This is a genomic window from Xenorhabdus beddingii, from assembly GCF_002127545.1.
GTDB lineage: Bacteria > Pseudomonadota > Gammaproteobacteria > Enterobacterales > Enterobacteriaceae > Xenorhabdus > Xenorhabdus beddingii.
Genome location: NZ_MUBK01000007.1, coordinates 34,329 through 52,674, shown reverse-complemented (window position 1 = coordinate 52,674; position 18,346 = coordinate 34,329). Strand labels below are relative to the sequence as shown.

The following is an 18,346-nucleotide window of genomic DNA, read 5'->3' as shown; positions in this document are numbered from 1 at the left end:
GCTCATCCCCGGGAGCATAGATCACTCTATGTTTATAAGAATGGTGACCGGGGTGAGTGAGCGCAGCCAACAAAGAGGCAGCTTGAAGTATGACGGGTATATATAGGTAAAGAATACAAACCGATGGAGTCATTAATGTCTAGCAATAACCTGATTAAACAACTGCAAGAGCGGGGCCTTGTTGCCCAGGTAACGGATGAAGAGGCGTTAGCTGAGAGACTGGCGCAAGGTCCGGTTTCTCTCTATTGTGGCTTCGATCCTACCGCTGACAGCTTGCATTTGGGCCATCTGGTTCCCTTGCTGTGTTTAAAACGATTCCAACTTGCTGGGCATAAGCCTATTGCGTTGGTCGGTGGTGCGACAGGTTTGATTGGCGATCCTAGCTTTAAAGCAACCGAACGCAAATTAAACACAGAAGAAACAGTCAATGAATGGGTTGAGAAAATTCGCAAACAGGTTTCACCATTCCTTAGTTTTGAAGGTGAAAATGGTGCTGAGTTAGCCAATAACTATGATTGGTTTGGTCAAATGGATGTACTGGCTTTCCTGCGTGATATTGGTAAGCATTTTTCCGTTAATCAGATGATCAACAAAGAAGCGGTGAAACAACGTCTAAATCGTGATGATGTTGGTATTTCCTACACCGAATTTTCTTATAACCTGTTGCAGTCCTATGACTTTGCTAACTTGAATGGAAAATATGGTGTTGAGTTACAGATCGGTGGTTCAGATCAGTGGGGTAACATTACTTCAGGTATCGATTTGACTCGTCGCTTACACCAGAAACAAGTGTTTGGCATGACTGTTCCACTGATCACTAAGTCGGATGGAACTAAATTTGGTAAGACTGAAGGCGGGGCAGTTTGGTTAGATCCGAAGAGAACCAGCCCATACAAATTTTACCAGTTCTGGATTAACACAGCAGATGCAGATGTTTACCGTTTCCTGAAATTCTTTACTTTCATGAGCATTGAAGAAATCAATGCACTGGAAGAAGAAGACAAGAATAGTGGTAAAGCCCCACGTGCCCAATATGTACTGGCAGAACAAGTCACCAAATTGGTACATGGAGAAGTCGGTCTTGCTGCGGCGAAGCGCATTACTGAAAGTTTATTTTCCGGCAGCGTTGCTGATTTGACCGAAGATGATTTTGCACAATTGGCTCAGGATGGTATGCCAGCTATTGAACTGGAAAATGGGGCTGATTTGCAACAAGCCCTGGTTTCTGCTGAGTTTGTTCCATCCCGTGGGCAAGCCCGTACTATGATCAGTTCTAATGCCGTTTCCATCAATGGTGAAAAACAATCTGAGCCTATGTACACATTTACGGGCGATGACCGTTTGTTTGGGCGTTACACTTTGTTGCGTCGTGGTAAAAAACATTATTGCCTCATCGACTGGAAATAATTCATATACCCAAAATAATTCGAGTTGCATCGCGGCGGCAAGGGAGCGACAAATTCGTCGGGAACGAATTTGCCCAGCCAAAGGCTGGCCTCCGGTGAGAGGCAGGAGCCTCTCAGTAATCCCCGGGAGCATAGATCACTCTATGTTTATAAGAACGGTGACCGGGGTGAGTGAGCGTAGCCAACAAAGAGGCAGCTTGAAGTATGACGGGTATAAAGATGTTATTAAAGGGCAACAATGATGTTGCCTTTTAATTATCTGACATCTTTATTTTTGTCAGCTATTCATGGATCTTAAAATAATAAACTAGGTCTTATAATGAAAAATGTTCTTTCAATTCAATCTCATGTCGTCTTTGGTCATGCGGGAAACAGCGCGGCTGTTTTTCCAATGAGTCGTATGGGAGTGAACGTATGGCCATTAAATACGGTTCAATTTTCTAACCACACTCAATATCCTCAATGGCGTGGATGTGTCATGCCACCAGAACACCTGACTGAAATTGCACAGGGAATTAGTGAAATTCATAAATTGTCATCTTGTGATGCTGTTCTGAGTGGCTATATCGGCTCTGCGGAGCAGGGACATTGTATCCTTGATATTGTGAAGCAGGTTAAGCAAGCTAATCCCGAAGCCTGGTATTTCTGTGACCCTGTCATGGGGCATCCAGAAAAAGGATGTATCGTCGCACCGGGTGTGGCTGAATTTCTTTGTGAAAAGGCATTGCCTGTCAGTGATATCATTGCACCTAATTTGCTGGAGCTTGAAACACTGACCATGCGGAAAATTGAAAACGTAGAACAAGCGATATCCGCAGCGCGTGAGTTATGTGAGAAAGGCCCTAAGATTGTGTTAGTTAAGCACCTAAGCCGTGCCGGTTACCAAACAGATTGTTTTGAAATGCTTTTAGTGACTAAAGAACATAGCTGGCATATTAGTCGTCCTTTGATTGATACGGGAGTACGTCAACCCGTTGGTGTCGGTGACCTAACCAGTGGTTTATTTCTGGTCAATCTATTGAAAAATCCCTCTTTGACAAATGCAGCATTGCAAGCGGCATTGGAGCATATTGCCGCCGCAGTTTATGAAGTCATGTTGGAAACTCAAAAGAGTGGGGAGTTTGAATTACAACTCGTTGCTGCACAAGATAAGATAGTAAAACCAACCCATCAATTCAGTGCATCACAAATTGATTGATTGGTTAAGATGATATCCCCCATGGATTTGAAATCCACGGGGGATATATTGAACTTATTTCAATTCCAACTCGTTCATGGCAGCAATGCTGAAGCCACCGTCAACGTGCAAAATTTCACCTGTAACACCACCAGCCAGATCGGAGCACAGGAATGCGGCGGCATTACCGACATCTTCTGTGGTTACAGTACGGCGAATCGGTGTGACGGCTTCGCAATGAGCCAGCATTTTACGGAAGTCCTTGATGCCGGAAGCGGCCAGCGTGCGGATTGGCCCGGCAGAGATCCCGTTAACGCGAATGCCTTCGACACCCATTGCATTTGCCATATAACGAACGTTTGCTTCCAGGGAGGCTTTCGCCAGACCCATGACGTTATAGTTAGGAATTGCACGTTCTGCACCCAAATAGCTCAGGGTCAGCAGGGCTGAATTAGGGTTCAGCATTTCACGGCATGCTTTTGCCATCGCAACAAAACTGTATGCACTGATATCATGTGCAATTTTGAAGCCTTCACGGCTGACGGCATTCACATAATCGCCATCAAGCTGATCGGCGGGAGCATAACCGATAGAGTGAACGAACCCGTCGAACTTAGGCCATACTTTACCTAATTCAACGAACAGTGCATCGATACTTTCGTCTTCAGCCACGTCACACGGCAGAACGATATTCGAATTCAATGAAGCAGCGAATTCTTCAACACGAGGTTTCAATTTGTCATTTTGATAGGTGAAAGCCAGCTCTGCACCTTGTTCGCGCATTGCCTTGGCAATCCCATAAGCGATAGACAGTTTGCTGGCGACACCAGTGATGAGAATGCGCTTGCCGGTCATGAAACCCATAGCAGTATCCTTATTGTTCTTTATGATCAAACCCTCATAGTCATGAGTAACAAAAATAATCTACCTAACATGACCATAGTGTTTATTGTTAATTAACGGGGACAATTCTACCACGCCGGAGAGAAATGTGGTGAGTTTCCCCTTCTGTTCCGATCAGTGAATAAAATATATCCAATTAAAACTTCAGCAATTAAAACTTCAGCAATTAAAACATCAGGTGAGATCCTGACGCCATGCTTCAGCGGACAGGGCTTCACCAAAATGGCTGGCTATCAATTTGCGTGTAATATCATGCAGGGGAGAAGCCAGTACCTCCGCTGTATTACCACGCTCTACAACTTCGCCTTGATGCATTACCAGTACCTGATCACTGATATGTTTCATCATACCGAGATGTTGAGTGACATAGATATAAGAAATACCGTGTTGTTCTTGTAATTCCAGCATCAGGTTGATGATTTGAGAGCGCATCGACATATCAAGGGAAGCCAATGCTTCGTCTGCAACGATGATTTGTGGCTGCAATATCAGAGAGCGGGCCAGGGCCACCCGCTGTTTCTGTCCTGATGCCAGCATATGTGGATAATGGTTGGCGTGGTCTGGCAATAAACCCACTTGGCGCAGGGTTTGGTTGATTCGTTTCTCCCGCTCGGAAGGAGACAGTTCGGTATTCAGGATTAGTGGCATATCCAGAATCTGACCAATGCGTTGACGAGGATTCAATGAAGTGCTGGGATCCTGAAAAATCATGCGAATAAGTTGGCTGCGGTAACTGTAATCACCATAAGCCAGCTTGTGGCTGTTAATCAGGATTTCACCCGAAGTCGGTTCGATAACCCCCGATAACATTCTCGCCAGCGTGGATTTGCCGGAACCATTTGCGCCAATAATGGCCAGTGTTTTTTTAGACTGTAAAGTAAAGCTCACGGGTTTTACTGCATCGAGATGATGGCGGCGAAATAGCCCGGTTCGATAGCGAAATGTTTTAGTCAGGTTTTTTACTTCCAGTAATGTATCAACCACTTACGGTTCCTCCATATTCAAGGGGAAGTGGCAGGCGAATGTGTGGTTTTTAATCACCCGTAACCGGGGGGTTGCAATGCAGGTTTTCTGTGCATAAGGACAACGTGGTCCCAAACGGCATCCTATCGGCAAATGTTCCAGTGACGGGATAGCTCCGGGTAGCGTATTCAGCCGGCTTTTGTGCGGTAGTGGACTGCCAAAATCAGGGATTGAGCGGATCAGGGCTTGCGTATAAGGATGATAAGGTTTCACCAGCAATTCATCAGGCGTGGCACTTTCCACTGTTTGACCGCAATAGAGTACATTGATGCGTTTCACCAGTTTGCTCATCATTTGCAGATCATGACTGATTAACAGAATTGTCATGTTGTTGTTCTGATTTAAACTCGACAGCAAACGGAATATCTGGGCTTGTGTGGTTGGCTCCATGGCATTGGTTGGCTCATCGGCAATCAGCAAGCGGGGTTGATTGGCCAGCGCAATGGCAATCATGACTTTTTGACATTCGCCATCCGTTAACTCATAAGGATAACTGTGCATGATGTCATTGTGGTCTTTAATGCCAACACGATGCAGAAGTTCAATTGCCCGGCGTTTTCGCCAGTTGAGTCTCTGCCACCAACGGCCTTTAAACGTCCATCCTGGAATAGCTTGAATAAGCTGTTTACCGATATTTTCTGATGGATCGAGACATGATTGAGGCTCCTGAAAAATCATTGAGATATTGTGACCAATCACTTTACGCCGTTGCCGTGGTGTCAGACGCAATAAATCAATATCATTGAAGCGAAAACGGTCAGCGGTGACGTTAAGATTATCTTTTGTAACACCACATATCGCTTTGGCAATCAAACTCTTACCCGATCCTGATTCGCCAGCCAAACCGAGGATTTCACCTTCCGTCAGTGAAATACTCATTCGGTCAACGGCCTTGACGGGACCCTCTGCCGTCATGAATTCAATGGTGAGGTTTCGAATATCAAGTAATGGCATTATTCGACTCCTGCGTTTATGGCGCGGTGAAGCCCGTCACCCAGTAGGTTAACCAACAGAACACTGAGCATAATCGCGGCTCCCGGCAACATAACGGTCCAGGGGGCAGCATAGATCAATTCTAATGAATCTCCCAGCATGGCTCCCCATTCAGGTGATGGCAGTTGTGCACCAAGATCAAGAAATCCCAAAGCAGCAATATCAAGGATAGCAATGGAAAGTGCACGGGTTAGCTCAATAACCGTCACCGCAGTGATATTTGGAATAATGGCATAGCGCAAAATATGGTAATTTGATGCCCCATCCAGACGTGCTGCGGTGATGTACTCTTTATCCAACTCGTCATGTACAGCCGTATAAATCGTCCGCACTATTCTTGGCAGTAATGCCAGCCAGACCGCTATCATGGCATGTTGCAGGCTGGCCCCAACGAAAGCAACGACAATAATCGCCAGCAACAGCGAAGGAATTGAGAGTAAGGTATCAAGAATATGGTTCAGGATGGCAGACCTGAATCCGTGAGTCATTCCCGCCAGACTGCCGATGATTAATCCTACAACGGCAGCCGCAGCGGTAACAACCAATGCAGCGCCGAACGTGGAAGATGTGCCGATTAACAGACGGCTGAAAATATCCCGCCCAAGATCGTCGGTGCCGAGGAAAAAGGCGACATTACCGTGGTGCGACCATGAAGGTGGCATCAGTTGATCCATAAATTGCTGATCAAGTTTATAGGGGGCGAGATAGCTTCCCAACAAGCTCAAAGCAATTAAGACCAGTACCCCATAAAAACCCGTCATTGCCAATATATCAGCACAGAAAAATCGCCAGATCACTTTCAATGGCGACGGCATTTTCTTTTCTTGGTAAAAGTTATCTAAGGGCATACCATTCCTTATGCTTCAGAGAATTAGCCATCGCGCCGATAATATCGGTCAGCACATTCACTGAAATAACCAACGTGCCTATCACCATAACCCCCGCTGAAATGACTGAATAATCCTGCTGGCGGATAGCACTGATAAGCCAGCGCCCTAAACCCGGCCAGTTAAAGACCTGTTCTGTCACCATTGCCAATGTAAGCATGGTGGAAAATTGTAACCCCAATTTGGGAATAATGGGGGGCAAGGCATTATGCAGTAGGTGGCGGCGAATGATGGTCAACCGTGATAAACCGCGTGTTGCGGCGGATTTAATATAGTTTGCGGCTGATATTTCCTCAGTACTATTACGCATCAAGCGAATGACTTCAGTGGTGGGAGCAACGGCCAGCGTGATAACAGGCAGGATCATATGCAGAATAACGCTCATGATCATCTCATTGCGATAAGGTTCCTTTGACAGCCAGGCATCAACTAAGGCAGAGCCAGTCACGGGTTCCATCCGATAGAGCAAATCAAATCGCCCTGAAACCGGTAACCATCCCAAGTGGAGTGAAAAGAACAGCGTCAGCAAAAGAGCCAGCCAGAAAACCGGGATGGAAAAACCACACAGGGCAAGTGTGCTGATAATGATATCTGCTTTTTTGTTGCGCCAGACCCCGGCGATAATCCCAAGGGGGATACCGACCAACAACGCCACGGAAAAAGAGAGAATACAAAGCTCCATGGTTGCAGGGAGAACGTCATACAACTGTTCAATAATCAGCTCTCCATTAATGCTGGAAATGCCAAAATTCCATTGGAGCAATCCACTGAAATAATGAACAACGGCATCGGTCAGAGATGCACCACTCAAGGGACCATGAGGAGTGAAATACATCAGGCTGAAACTGATTAATGAAAGAAAAAACAACGTCACAACCAGAAGCAGCAAACGACGTAGAATATAAATAATCATCTGCTTTCCTTTTTATTTTCATCAGGAACGGTGGCTTGCTGTTCGCGGTAAACTCCGCCGAAAGGACTATTGCCAAATGGACTCAGTACCAATCCTTTAATGTTATAACGAAATAGCTGCAAACGCATCGAATAAGCCAATGGAAGAACCGGCAATTGCTGCGCAAGAATTTCTTGTGCCACTTGATAATTTTTAATGCGGGCAGCAAGTTGCTGATTCAACAGGGCCTGATGCAGTGCATTATCGAAATCAGGGTTACACCAGCGGCTTAGGTTAGTTTGGGAAGCGATGGCAGCACAACTCAGTAATGGACGGAAAAAACTATCGGGATCGTTGCTGTCAGTAGACCATCCCGCCAGTGTCATATCGTGGGTTTTGTCCATCAATTGATTTTCTTGGTAACGGCCTTCGACCGGGCGGATCGCCATTTTAATCCCGACTTGAGCCAGATCTGCCTGAATGAGTTCGGCCATTTTCAGCGGGCTTGGATTATAGGATTGTGACGCAGTGGGAACCCATAATGTCAACGCCAATCCGTTTAATCCCAATTCAGCTAACATCTTGCGGGATTTTTCAGGATCGTATTCAGTAATTTCGGCACGGTTATCATATGCCCAGGATGCGCGTGGCAAAATCGACGCCGCAGTTTCAGCCGTACCATAATAAATGGACTTCATCAGCCGTTGGTTATTGATGGCATAAGCAATGGCCTGACGAACTTCCAGCTTATCCAACGGTGGCTTGCTGGTATTAAATGCAAGGTAGGCGATGTTCATGCCTGAACGCAATGTCTGGCGCAGGTTTGGATCATCTTGCAACATATTCCACTGATTGGCATCGGGATAGGCCAAGACATCGCATTCACCCGTGAGCAGTTTCGATATTCTGCCTGTACCGCCAGCTCCGGTATCGATAACAACCTGTTCCATGCGTGGTTTACCTTTCCAATAGTTATCATGACGAACAAGGCGGATAAATTGTTCCATCTGATAATCCTCCAGCATGAATGGCCCTGTTCCTACAGGTTTCCAGTCAATTTGTCTCTGTTGATTCGCCTGCCGCAATTTTTGGGCATATTCCTGAGACAGTATAGGCGCATAGTAAGTTGCCAGATGCCAGATGAAAGAAGCATCGGGGGCTTTAAGACGAAATTCGACGGTATACTGATCTATTTTTCGAATATCCTGTACTGAATCGCCAAATTGCAAGCTATCAAAATAGGGGTAACGCCCGCCATTAACATAATGATAATCATGTGTTTTGTCGAAAACGCGGCGGAAGCTGAAAACCACATCATCAGCGTTCATGGTACGGGTGGGGGTAAACCAGTCCGTTGTTTGAAAAGAGACATTATGACGCAAGTGAAAGCGATAGGTTGCTCCATGGTCACTCACTTCCCAGTTCGCAGCCAGCTCCGGAGTCAGACGATAGGTAAGGGGATCGATGCCCAGCAGACGATTGTAGATTTGTGCGGCAAGGGTATCTACCGTCAGTCCACTGATACTCAATTGTGGATTAAAGGTATTCAAGGTGCCATTAACACAATAAATAAAACCACTCTGTCTTGGATGGGTTGAGGCGTAAGACAGGTTTTCCGCAGGGCGGTCAGTCCTGGATTCAGGGATCGTTTGAGTTGATTCTGAAATCGTTTTCATGGATTCTGGAACAGCGTTTTCATCCGCCAGGGCAGGAGCGGAAAGCCATAATATAATCCAGTAAATCAAATAGCGCATATAAAACGTCAGTTATAAAATAGAGTTCGGCTATTGTAACTTAATTAACGCTTTTTGCTCAAAAACAACGGTCAGATCACGTCAATGAGAAAAATTCTCAATAAAACACTTTACAAACAGAATTGAGAAGTATTATCATTTGTTCCGTTCTTTCAGGGAAATACTCTTGTAATAACAAGGGTGTTATCTTCAGAAAGAGCACGACATTGCTCACATTGCTTCCAGTATTTTTTATTAGCCGGCTCGGGTGCCGGCTATTTTTTTAGTATTTCACCTGAACTCAGGTCAACCGGCGATTGCGCTGACTGATTGTGGATTTATTCATTGGTGTGAATATTGATATGGTGTTTTTTGATTAAACCCCGTAGTTGATGGTAAGTCAGCGTGAGCTTGTCAGCCGCTTTTTTCTGATTGAATTGACTCTCTGCCAATGCCTGTATGATCAAAATCCTTTCACTATCATTTTGCCACTGCCTTAAATCAAGCGGTAATCCGGGAAGGGCATTTTCGGTCATCCCGCTATCTTCACTATTATCAGATATAGATAATGCAGCGGATGCAGATAATGAATGGAAAGGTTTTGCAGTAAGTCCTTGTGCCGGTGAAAAGGGATTAATAATGATAGTGCTCAACTCATTTTGATTATCACCATGTCGATAAATGGAACGTTCTATGACGTTTTTTAATTCGCGAACGTTGCCGGGCCAGTGATAAGAAAGTAACTGCTGTTCAGCCTCGTCAGTAAAGCCGGGGAAAAAGGGCAGATTCAATTCGCGGCACATCTGAATCGCAAAATTCTGTGCCAGTAACATGATATCCGGTTGCCGTTGACGTAGTGGTGGAATTTGCACCACATCGAATGCCAGCCTATCGAGCAAATCAGCCCTGAATTTCCCACGGGCAGCCATGACAGGCAAATCTTCATTGGTTGCACAGATCAGGCGTACATCTACCTGTAAGGCGTGATTACCCCCTACGCGCTCCAAATGACCATACTCAATCACACGCAGTAATTTCTCTTGTACCTGCATGGGAGCGGTAGCCAGTTCGTCAAGAAATAACGTTCCCCCGTCAGCCCGTTCAAAGCGCCCTTGATGTTTTGAATGAGCACCGGTGAACGCACCGGCTTCATGGCCAAAGAGTTCTGAATCAAGCAGGTTTTCATTCAGCGCCGCACAGTTCAGCGAAATGAAAGGGCCTTGCCAACGTGGGGAAAGATAGTGCAAACGGCGTGCAATTAGCTCTTTGCCGGTTCCCCGTTCTCCCAGAACTAAAACAGGTTTATTTAACTTTGCCAGCGCAGAGACTTGTTCCAAAATTTCAATAAAACAGTTTGCTTCACCTAATAGGTTATCAATAAACTGGGACATGGTATTTTTCACCACTCATTGGTCAATTTAGCTACATTAAATCATTGCGGTAAAAAGTCAAAGAAAAATTATTTGATTAATTTCAATAAGATAATAAAAGCATAAAAGTTGGCATGTATCTTGTATTTAATTAGATGTCTTACCGTGTATCTTGTATCCGCTTTAACAGTACACCGGCATAACATACATACATTCTAATGAAAGAGGTTTATGACTATGGGTATTTTTTCTCGCTTTGCTGATATCGTTAACGCCAACATTTCTTCTCTGCTGGATAAAGCTGAAGATCCACAAAAAATGATCCGCTTGATGATTCAGGAAATGGAAGATACGTTGGTAGAAATTCGCTCAACCTCAGCCCGCACCTTAGCGGAGAAAAAACAGCTTCTGCGCCGTATCAGCAATGGTGAAAACCAGGCTGATGGCTGGCAGGAAAAAGCTGAGCTGGCGTTGAGCAAGGGAAAAGAAGATTTGGCCCGTGCCGCGTTGATTGAAAAACAGAAAATCAGCAATCTGGTTGAAGTATTGGCAAATGAGCTGTCTATTCTGGATGAAACGTTTGAACGCATTAAAGGCGAAGTCACGGAGCTGGAAAACAAATTGATAGAAGCCCGTGCAAGACAACAGTCACTAAGTTTGCGTCACCAGGCTGCGGCCTCTTCCCGTGAAGTACGTCGTCATCTGGACAGTGGTAAAATAGATGAGGCAATGGCGCGTTTCGAACAGTTTGAGCGCCGGATAGATCACATGGAAGCTGAAGCGGAATCTGTTGGGTTGGGCAAACAGAAATCACTCGAACAACAATTTGTCGAATTGAAGGCGGATGATGAAATCAGTGCACAACTTGCGGCCCTGAAAGCTAAAATGAGTAGCAAAGATCCACAATGATGACATAGGTTATGTATAACTGATGTCATGCACAACTAAGGAAAGAGAATGGGCTATATATTTCTTGGGGTTCCACTGATCATCTTCGTGCTTTTTGTTTTACCGATCTGGTTGTGGCTGCATTATAGCAACCAGAATGCCAACCGGGGTCAGTTAGGGAACAGTGAAATTCAGCGTCTAGAACAATTGACAGAGAATGCTCGACGTATGCAGGAACGGATTAAAACTCTGGAAGACATTCTTGATGCTGAACATCCAAACTGGAGACAGTCATAATGTCGAATACATATCGCCGGAAACTCTATCGTCTGCCGGAGCAGGGGATGGTGAAAGGGGTTTGTGCCGGGCTGGCCGATTATTTTAACGTGCCTGCTCCGCTTATCCGTACCATCACGATTTTGTCGCTGTTCTTTGGGTTATTTGGCATAACGGTATTGGCTTATATTATCTTGACCTTTGTCATGGACCCCGCACCGGCGGGCTATGTGGCAGAGGAAAAAGGGAGAGAGCCATCAGCACAGAAAATGCTGAATGAAGTTGATTACCAACTGCGGGCAGGTGAAGCGCGTTTGCGTCAGATGGAACGTTATATTACTTCTGATACTTACAATGTACGCAGTCGTTTCCGCCAGCTCTAGACCGTGGACAATATTAGGCCCTAAATTAGACTATAAGTTTAGTGCCTTAAATTTAAATACCCGAACATTTTTCCATCTGGAAAAATGTGGGATCTGGTCAGTAACATCGGGAATAATGTCAGGTTATCGTTAACCGTCGTGCCGATGTTACAGACCGGATGAAACTTAAGTCCCGGTACTTTATTAGGAGAAACATGAGACGATTGCAAAATGAACTGACCGCTCTTGTGAATCGTGGAATGGATCGCCACTTGCGACTGGCGGTAACAGGGTTAAGCCGCAGTGGAAAAACCGCCTTTATTACTTCTTTAGTCAATCAACTACTTCATATTCAGAGTGGGGCCAGATTGCCCCTGTTTTCTGCTGTGCGTGACGGACGTTTGCTGGGAGTAAAACGAGTGCCACAGCGAGATTTTGGTGTTCCCCGTTTTGCTTATGATGAAAACATTGCCGCATTACACGACACACCACCTTATTGGCCAATACCCACACGTGGCGTGAGTGAAATCCGCCTGGCCCTGCGTTATCGTTCTGAAGATTCCCTCCTGCGTTATCTTAAGGAAACCACCACCCTGTATCTGGAAATTGTTGACTATCCGGGAGAATGGTTACTGGATTTACCCATGCTGGAACAACATTATCTGGCGTGGTCACGGCATATGAATGGGTTGCTGAAAGGGGAAAGAATAAACTGGGCCAAACCGTGGTTGGAATTATGCAAACAGTGTGATCCATTGGCGCCAGCGGATGAAAATTTGCTGGCCAGGATCGCACAGGCGTATACGGATTACCTGCACCAGTGCAAACAGCAAGGGCTGCATTTTATTCAGCCCGGTCGATTTATATTGCCGGGGGATTTGGCCGGTGCGCCAGCGCTGCAATTTTTCCCGTGGCCGGATATCGACAAAATCGGTGAACCTCAATTAGCCAGAGCGGATAAACAGACCAACATTGGCATGTTGCGGGAACGTTTTGCTTATTATTGTGAACATATCGTCAAGGGCTTCTATAAAGAGCATTTTTTGCGTTTTGATCGGCAAATTGTTCTGGTGGATTGTTTGCAGCCTTTAAACAGTGGCCCACAGGCATTTAACGATATGCGGCTCGCATTGACACAGCTTATGCAGAGTTTCCATTATGGCAAGCGAACTTTGTTCCGGCGTTTATTTTCCCCCTGCATTGATAAATTGATGTTTGCTGCCAGCAAAGCCGATCACATTACCACGGATCAACATGCCAACCTGGTTTCTCTTTTACAGCAATTGGTTCAGGAGGCTTGGCAAAACGCGGCGTTTGAAGGGATTAGCATGGATTGTGTCGGTCTGGCCTCCGTTCAGGCAACAGAAAGTGGCATTGTCATTCATGATGGCGAAAAAATCCCGGCCATTAAAGGCCATCGCTTGTCAGATGATCAATTAATGACGTTCTTTCCGGGAGAGGTGCCGCAGCGTTTGCCGAAGAGTGATTTCTGGCAGCAACAAGGGTTCAATTTTGAAGCCTTCCGACCAAAACAAGTCAGTGCAGACACACCGTTACCCCATATTCGCATGGACAGTGCCATGGAATTTTTACTGGGAGACAAATTAACATGACCGAACCCCTGAAGCCGAGAATGGATTTTGACGATCTGGCGTCAACATCATCAGAACCCTCACTGAAAGCCAAAAAAGAATTCCATGGGCAGGAAGAATTCTATCCCGCCATGCCTGAGATTGAAGCCGAGGAGCAAGAGGGCGAATTTGAAGGTGCCGTCAATGAGGCACTGAAACCGAAACGCAGTGTGTGGCGAAAAATATTTTCCTGCGCCATGTTGTTGTTGGGCATCAGTGTGATTGCGCAATTTATTCAGTGGATATATCAATCGTGGCAGCAGCACGATTGGATTGCACTGGGCGTTGTCGCTGCGGGCAGCCTGATTATTTTGGCGGGAATAGGCACAGTGATAAGAGAATGGCGGCGTCTCTATCACTTACGCCAGCGCACAGAAGAACGGGATACGGCGAAGACGCTATTGCAGAGCCAGGGGGTTGGCAAAGGGCGTCAATTTTGCGAAAAATTGGCACAACAAGCCGGAATTGGGCAGCAACATCCTGCGTTGCAACGTTGGCAGGCAACGGTACATGAAACGCACAATGATCGTGAAATCGTCATGTTGTACAGCAAATTGGTCCAACCGGTTTTAGATACGCAGGCCAGAAAAGAGATCAGTCGATCGGCGGCGGAATCTGCCTTGATGATTGCGGTCAGTCCGCTGGCGATTGTCGATATGGCTTTTATTGCATGGCGAAATATTCGCCTGATTAATCGCATAGCGGCACTGTATGGCATCGAATTAGGTTATTTCAGCCGTATTCGTCTGTTCCGGCTGGTTTTACTGAACATTGCCTTTGCCGGGGCGTCAGAATTGGTGAGGGAAGTTGGCATGGACTGGTTATCACAAGACATTGCGGCTCGTCTTTCGGCGCGTGCTGCTCAAGGGATCGGCGCAGGGCTGTTGACTGCCCGTCTGGGTATCAAGGCGATGGAATTGTGTCGTCCTTTGCCGTGGCTTGAGGATGATAAGCCGAAACTGGGGGATTTTCGCCACCAGTTGCTTAATCAGCTAAAAAGAACGTTACCGACGGCAAAAAGCATAAAGACAGAAAACAGTACAGTCACCAAGCCGTAGCGACTGTCATTCCAGCTTGACAGCTCACCTTATCGTAAACTTTTACTGACAAGGGCTTCATCTATTGCGCGGTAACGGGTAACATTTCGGGCAGCTATGGACATTGTGTAAATAAGGCCAGAATAATGCGATTGGAAGTTACTTGTCAGGATCGAATAGGGTTAACCCGCGAGCTACTTGATTTACTGGTTTTAAGAAATATCGACCTGAAAGGCATTGAGATTTCTCCTGCTCGTCGTATTTACCTTAATTTTACTCAAATTGATTTCAACACATTTCGTTTACTGATGGCGGAAATTCGCCGCATCAATGGCGTGATTGATGTTCGGACGGTGGCTTTCATGCCGTCAGAAAAAGAGCACCGGGCGATGTGGACACTGCTGGAATCGGTTCCTGAGCCTATCTTTTCTATTGATATGAAAGGCAACATCGAACTGGCTAATCCCGCCTCATTGGTATTATTTGGCCTCAGTAAAGAAGATATAAGTCAAAAAAACATCAGTCACTTGATTAACGATGACCCCTTTCAGCGTTGGCTTGAAAGCGGGCAGCAGCAACAATATTCGGCACATGTCTCCATCAAAGGGCAGAACTATGAGATGGATATTATTCCGATGCAGTTAACGGATGAACATCAGGCTGTCAGGTGTGTCGGCGCGGTGGTTATGTTGCGTTCTGGCACACGCCGCCCGGCGGTGCGTATTGAATCATCACGCAACAAATTAACGGTTAATGACGATTGTGCCTTTGAGCAACTTATTGCCGTCAGTCCTAAAATGGTTCATGTCGTTGAGCAGGCACGTAAGATGGCGATGCTTGATGCACCTTTGTTGCTGATCGGAGAAACGGGAACCGGAAAAGATGAGTTTGCCAAAGCCTGTCACCTGCGCAGTGCAAGGGGAACGCAGCCTTTTCTTGGGTTAAATTGTGCTTCGATGCCGGATGATGTGGTAGAGAGTGAGCTGTTCGGTTATGCGGCGGGCGCTTATCCGAATGCGATAGAAGGTAAAAAAGGGTTCTTTGAACAGGCGAATGGCGGTACGGTTTTGTTGGATGAAATCGGTGAAATGTCGCCACAAATGCAGAACAAATTGCTGCGCTTCCTGAACGATGGGACATTCCGTCGGGTGGGGGCAGACAATGAAGTTAAAGTTAATGTTCGGATCATCTGCGCCACGCAGAAAAATTTGGTTGAATTGGTGCAGAAGGGGGCATTTCGCGAAGACCTTTATTACCGGCTGAATGTGTTAACGATGACATTGCCTCCTTTACGGGAACGTCGGGCAGATATTATGCCGCTGACAGATGACTTTGTGACGCGTTTTGCTGAGGAGCAAGGTGTCAATAAACCTAAATTCTCTCCTGATCTGGAACACTTTTTGTCTGGTTACCATTGGCCGGGAAATGTCAGACAACTGCGGAATGCCATTTACCATGCGTTGACTCAGCTCGAAACGAACAAACTATGCCCGCAGGATATTCAGTTACCTGAATTAGAAACAGAAGTGGCCTTTAATGAAGATGTGCTGGTGGGATCGTTGGATGAAATCAGCAAGCGCTTCGAACGTTCTGTACTGACCCGCCTTTATCGCCATTATCCCAGCACCCGCAAGCTGGCAAAACGGCTGGGTGTTTCTCATACCGCAATAGCCAATAAATTGCGTGAATATAATTTGAGTGGTAAGAAACAACCTATTGAACATGAAGAAGATGAGTAATGATTAAATATTCTGTCAGAGATAATCTCTGACAGAATAATCATAGGCTCTATTTTTTATCAAAAAAATCCTCTCTCTTGTTATACGACTCTAAAATTGATTCAATCATATTTTTTCTTTTTATCTCTATCGAATTACTGTAAACCTTTTGGTTTTCGCCGGTAATCTTATGTTGCTCAAAGCGTTTAGCTAATGTCTGATTTTTTTTATTGACAATAAAATCATGACTTTCTTTCCATCGGGACAAAAAATTGTCTAATCTGGATCTTGCTTGAACATGTTTCATAAATGTGGGAGGTAACACTGCATTGGCGGCGTTGGATGAGGTAAATCCACGTTGAATAAACGTATCACTCATTAACGTATTATTTTGATGCAATTTTTCGATATGGATAGAATCCTTAAACATTCTTTTACAAAAGAAAATACTGAAAATCAGGCATTCTCCCATACTTTTTTGCACATCAGATGGAATAACAACAAAAGGAATGTCGATATTATTGAGTTTGAATGCAAGTTTCATGTTCTCAATTAACATGCGTGGTACATTGTGCTCGTTACCCTCATTTATTATTGCCGATTCAATACCTATTAACGAAGGTTTTCCTCCTAACTTTCTATAATCTAACGCAATAAAGTGATAACGGGATTCGACGCCTGATCCAACAATAAATCTAGCGGAGGTTTCATTTTTTTGAACTAATTCAGTGAGTTTTCTAGCTAAGGCGATAGGTGTTTCAGCGTAAAATAAGTTTAATCCCGGTCTTTTGATATTTTCTAACTCTATAATCTTGGGTAGTAAGATTTTATCTGCTATGACAGCAAAATCAGGATTAATTTGTTTATTTTCTTTGATATTATAATTTATTATTGCCAAGTATGATCTTAGTTTTGATATGACGTCAAATTGATTTCTTGTAAAACAATCGGATGATGTTTTATAAAGTTCTTCTTCAGAATACATGGGATTTATCTCGGATCATGGGTGTTCGAATCTACAATAGAAATGCAGGAATTGATAAATGCAGGAATTTTCAATACTCAGATAGCGTACCAGAACCCGATAATGTCAGAGGCAGGCAAGATTCTCTGGCAGGTAATTTTATCAGCGCGGCTAATTCGGAAATAGTCATGGGTCGTTCAGAAGGTTGGATGGATAAAGCACAATCGATGGCATGCAGAAATGAGAGAGAATAACCCACAAGGTGTCGTTTTACCAAAGGTTGATAATGGTCTTCAATATTGCGCACAATACTCACTGGTGGGGGGCTTCCTGCAATTAAAGTATGAAGCGCCGCTCCCAGTGCATAGATATCTGTCCAAGGTCCTTGTTGTCCTTCGTCATTGGCGGTGTATTGCTCAATCGGCGTAAAGCCGGGTCTGATGGTGATCTCAGATTTATCCGCCAGCCGATCAGTCAGTTTTCTGGCTGAACCTAAGTCAAGTAGTATCGGGGTGCCATTCTCTTGGATCAGGATATTATCCAAAGAGATATCACAGTGCAGATAGGCTGCCTGATGGAGCGTATCGATCGCATCCAGCAAAGAATACAAGATGTTGCACAGCCAGCGTTGATTGATTATTTCCGGTTGTTTTGCCTGCAATGCCTTTAACGTCATGCCATTGTAAAAAGAGGTTGCAATATAGGCGGTCCCGTTTTTTTGCCAGAAACGAAGAAAAGGTGGCAGGCAGGGGTGACGGAAACAACTCATAAAATGAGCCTCACGCATAAAATTCGTCAGCCCGATTTGAAAACTATCCCTGAAACTTTTTCTGCGCAGCTTTAACGTGAGATCTTCCCCACGTATGACCAGAGAAACCGGCATATACTCTTTGATGGCAATGCTTTGTTTCAGATGATGATCCCAAGCGCGATATACAATGCCGAATCCGCCCTTGCCAATCACTTTTTCGATTTCAAATTCATTCAGACAGTACCCGATGGGAAGTGTATGGATGGCTAGCGGATTGTCCCTGAGAGGGTTGTTATGGGAATTCAACATAATGAAAGGGTCTCCTGCTCACAAAT

General features: G+C 45.2%; 17 protein-coding genes. 8 read left to right on the top strand and 9 right to left on the bottom strand.

Annotation, left to right across the window (positions count from 1 at the left end):
* Positions 1 to 135: 135 nt before the first annotated feature.
* Entirely contained in the window at positions 136 to 1,407 is a 1,272-nt protein-coding gene (gene tyrS / locus Xbed_RS05945; protein ID WP_086112009.1) for a tyrosine--tRNA ligase, read from the top strand.
* A gap of 318 nt (positions 1,408 to 1,725) precedes the next feature.
* Positions 1,726 to 2,604, top strand: coding sequence for a pyridoxal kinase PdxY (gene pdxY / locus Xbed_RS05940; RefSeq protein WP_086112008.1), 879 nt, complete (start codon positions 1,726 to 1,728; stop codon positions 2,602 to 2,604).
* 54 nt (positions 2,605 to 2,658) lie between these two features.
* Here pdxY and fabI read toward each other — a convergent pair whose 3' ends face one another.
* From fabI to pspF, 7 genes are all read right to left on the bottom strand, one after another.
* Positions 2,659 to 3,447, bottom strand: a complete 789-nt coding sequence (fabI, locus tag Xbed_RS05935) for an enoyl-ACP reductase FabI (protein ID WP_086112007.1) — start codon at positions 3,445 to 3,447, stop codon at positions 2,659 to 2,661.
* Positions 3,448 to 3,660: 213 nt separating this feature from the next.
* The gene (gene sapF, locus Xbed_RS05930; protein ID WP_086112006.1) at positions 3,661 to 4,470 is read right to left on the bottom strand and encodes a putrescine export ABC transporter ATP-binding protein SapF; all 810 of its coding nucleotides are present in this window, start codon (positions 4,468 to 4,470) and stop codon (positions 3,661 to 3,663) included.
* Complete coding sequence (gene sapD / locus Xbed_RS05925) at positions 4,471 to 5,463, bottom strand: putrescine export ABC transporter ATP-binding protein SapD (protein ID WP_086112005.1); 993 nt, start codon at positions 5,461 to 5,463, stop codon at positions 4,471 to 4,473.
* On the bottom strand, positions 5,463 to 6,350 hold the full coding sequence (sapC, locus tag Xbed_RS05920; protein WP_086112004.1) for a putrescine export ABC transporter permease SapC: 888 nt from the start codon (positions 6,348 to 6,350) through the stop codon (positions 5,463 to 5,465). Before sapC ends, sapD begins: the two co-directional genes overlap by 1 nt.
* Complete coding sequence (gene sapB, locus Xbed_RS05915; protein ID WP_086112003.1) at positions 6,337 to 7,302, bottom strand: putrescine export ABC transporter permease SapB; 966 nt, start codon at positions 7,300 to 7,302, stop codon at positions 6,337 to 6,339. Before sapB ends, sapC begins: the two co-directional genes overlap by 14 nt.
* Positions 7,299 to 9,035: an ABC transporter substrate-binding protein SapA gene (gene sapA, locus Xbed_RS05910; RefSeq protein ID WP_086112002.1), complete on the bottom strand. Its 1,737-nt coding sequence runs from the start codon at positions 9,033 to 9,035 to the stop codon at positions 7,299 to 7,301. The genes sapB and sapA overlap by 4 nt, the downstream gene beginning before the upstream one ends.
* A gap of 317 nt (positions 9,036 to 9,352) precedes the next feature.
* A complete protein-coding gene (pspF, locus tag Xbed_RS05905) occupies positions 9,353 to 10,405 on the bottom strand; it encodes a phage shock protein operon transcriptional activator (protein ID WP_086112001.1) in 1,053 nt (350 codons plus the stop codon).
* Positions 10,406 to 10,621: 216 nt separating this feature from the next.
* Between pspF and pspA the strand changes: the two genes are divergently transcribed.
* The 6 genes from pspA (at position 10,622) to tyrR (ending at position 16,317) form a co-directional block, all read left to right on the top strand.
* On the top strand, positions 10,622 to 11,293 hold the full coding sequence (gene pspA, locus Xbed_RS05900) for a phage shock protein PspA (RefSeq protein ID WP_086112000.1): 672 nt from the start codon (positions 10,622 to 10,624) through the stop codon (positions 11,291 to 11,293).
* Between the two features lie 48 nt (positions 11,294 to 11,341).
* A complete protein-coding gene (gene pspB, locus Xbed_RS05895) occupies positions 11,342 to 11,569 on the top strand; it encodes an envelope stress response membrane protein PspB (RefSeq protein ID WP_086111999.1) in 228 nt (75 codons plus the stop codon).
* On the top strand, positions 11,569 to 11,931 hold the full coding sequence (gene pspC / locus Xbed_RS05890; protein ID WP_086111998.1) for an envelope stress response membrane protein PspC: 363 nt from the start codon (positions 11,569 to 11,571) through the stop codon (positions 11,929 to 11,931). The genes pspB and pspC overlap by 1 nt, the downstream gene beginning before the upstream one ends.
* A gap of 194 nt (positions 11,932 to 12,125) precedes the next feature.
* Complete coding sequence (locus tag Xbed_RS05885) at positions 12,126 to 13,523, top strand: YcjX family GTP-binding protein (RefSeq protein WP_086111997.1); 1,398 nt, start codon at positions 12,126 to 12,128, stop codon at positions 13,521 to 13,523.
* Positions 13,520 to 14,599 (top strand): YcjF family protein, encoded by a 1,080-nt coding sequence (locus Xbed_RS05880; RefSeq protein WP_086111996.1) that lies wholly within the window; start codon positions 13,520 to 13,522, stop codon positions 14,597 to 14,599. The genes Xbed_RS05885 and Xbed_RS05880 overlap by 4 nt, the downstream gene beginning before the upstream one ends.
* 125 nt (positions 14,600 to 14,724) lie before the next feature.
* Positions 14,725 to 16,317 (top strand): transcriptional regulator TyrR, encoded by a 1,593-nt coding sequence (tyrR, locus tag Xbed_RS05875; RefSeq protein ID WP_086111995.1) that lies wholly within the window; start codon positions 14,725 to 14,727, stop codon positions 16,315 to 16,317.
* 49 nt (positions 16,318 to 16,366) lie between these two features.
* Here tyrR and Xbed_RS05870 read toward each other — a convergent pair whose 3' ends face one another.
* Both Xbed_RS05870 and Xbed_RS05865 read right to left on the bottom strand, forming a co-directional pair.
* A complete protein-coding gene (locus Xbed_RS05870) occupies positions 16,367 to 17,281 on the bottom strand; it encodes a YopJ family acetyltransferase (RefSeq protein ID WP_086111994.1) in 915 nt (304 codons plus the stop codon).
* 70 nt (positions 17,282 to 17,351) lie between these two features.
* Complete coding sequence (locus Xbed_RS05865; RefSeq protein ID WP_086111993.1) at positions 17,352 to 18,320, bottom strand: serine/threonine protein kinase; 969 nt, start codon at positions 18,318 to 18,320, stop codon at positions 17,352 to 17,354.
* Positions 18,321 to 18,346 lie beyond the last annotated feature (26 nt).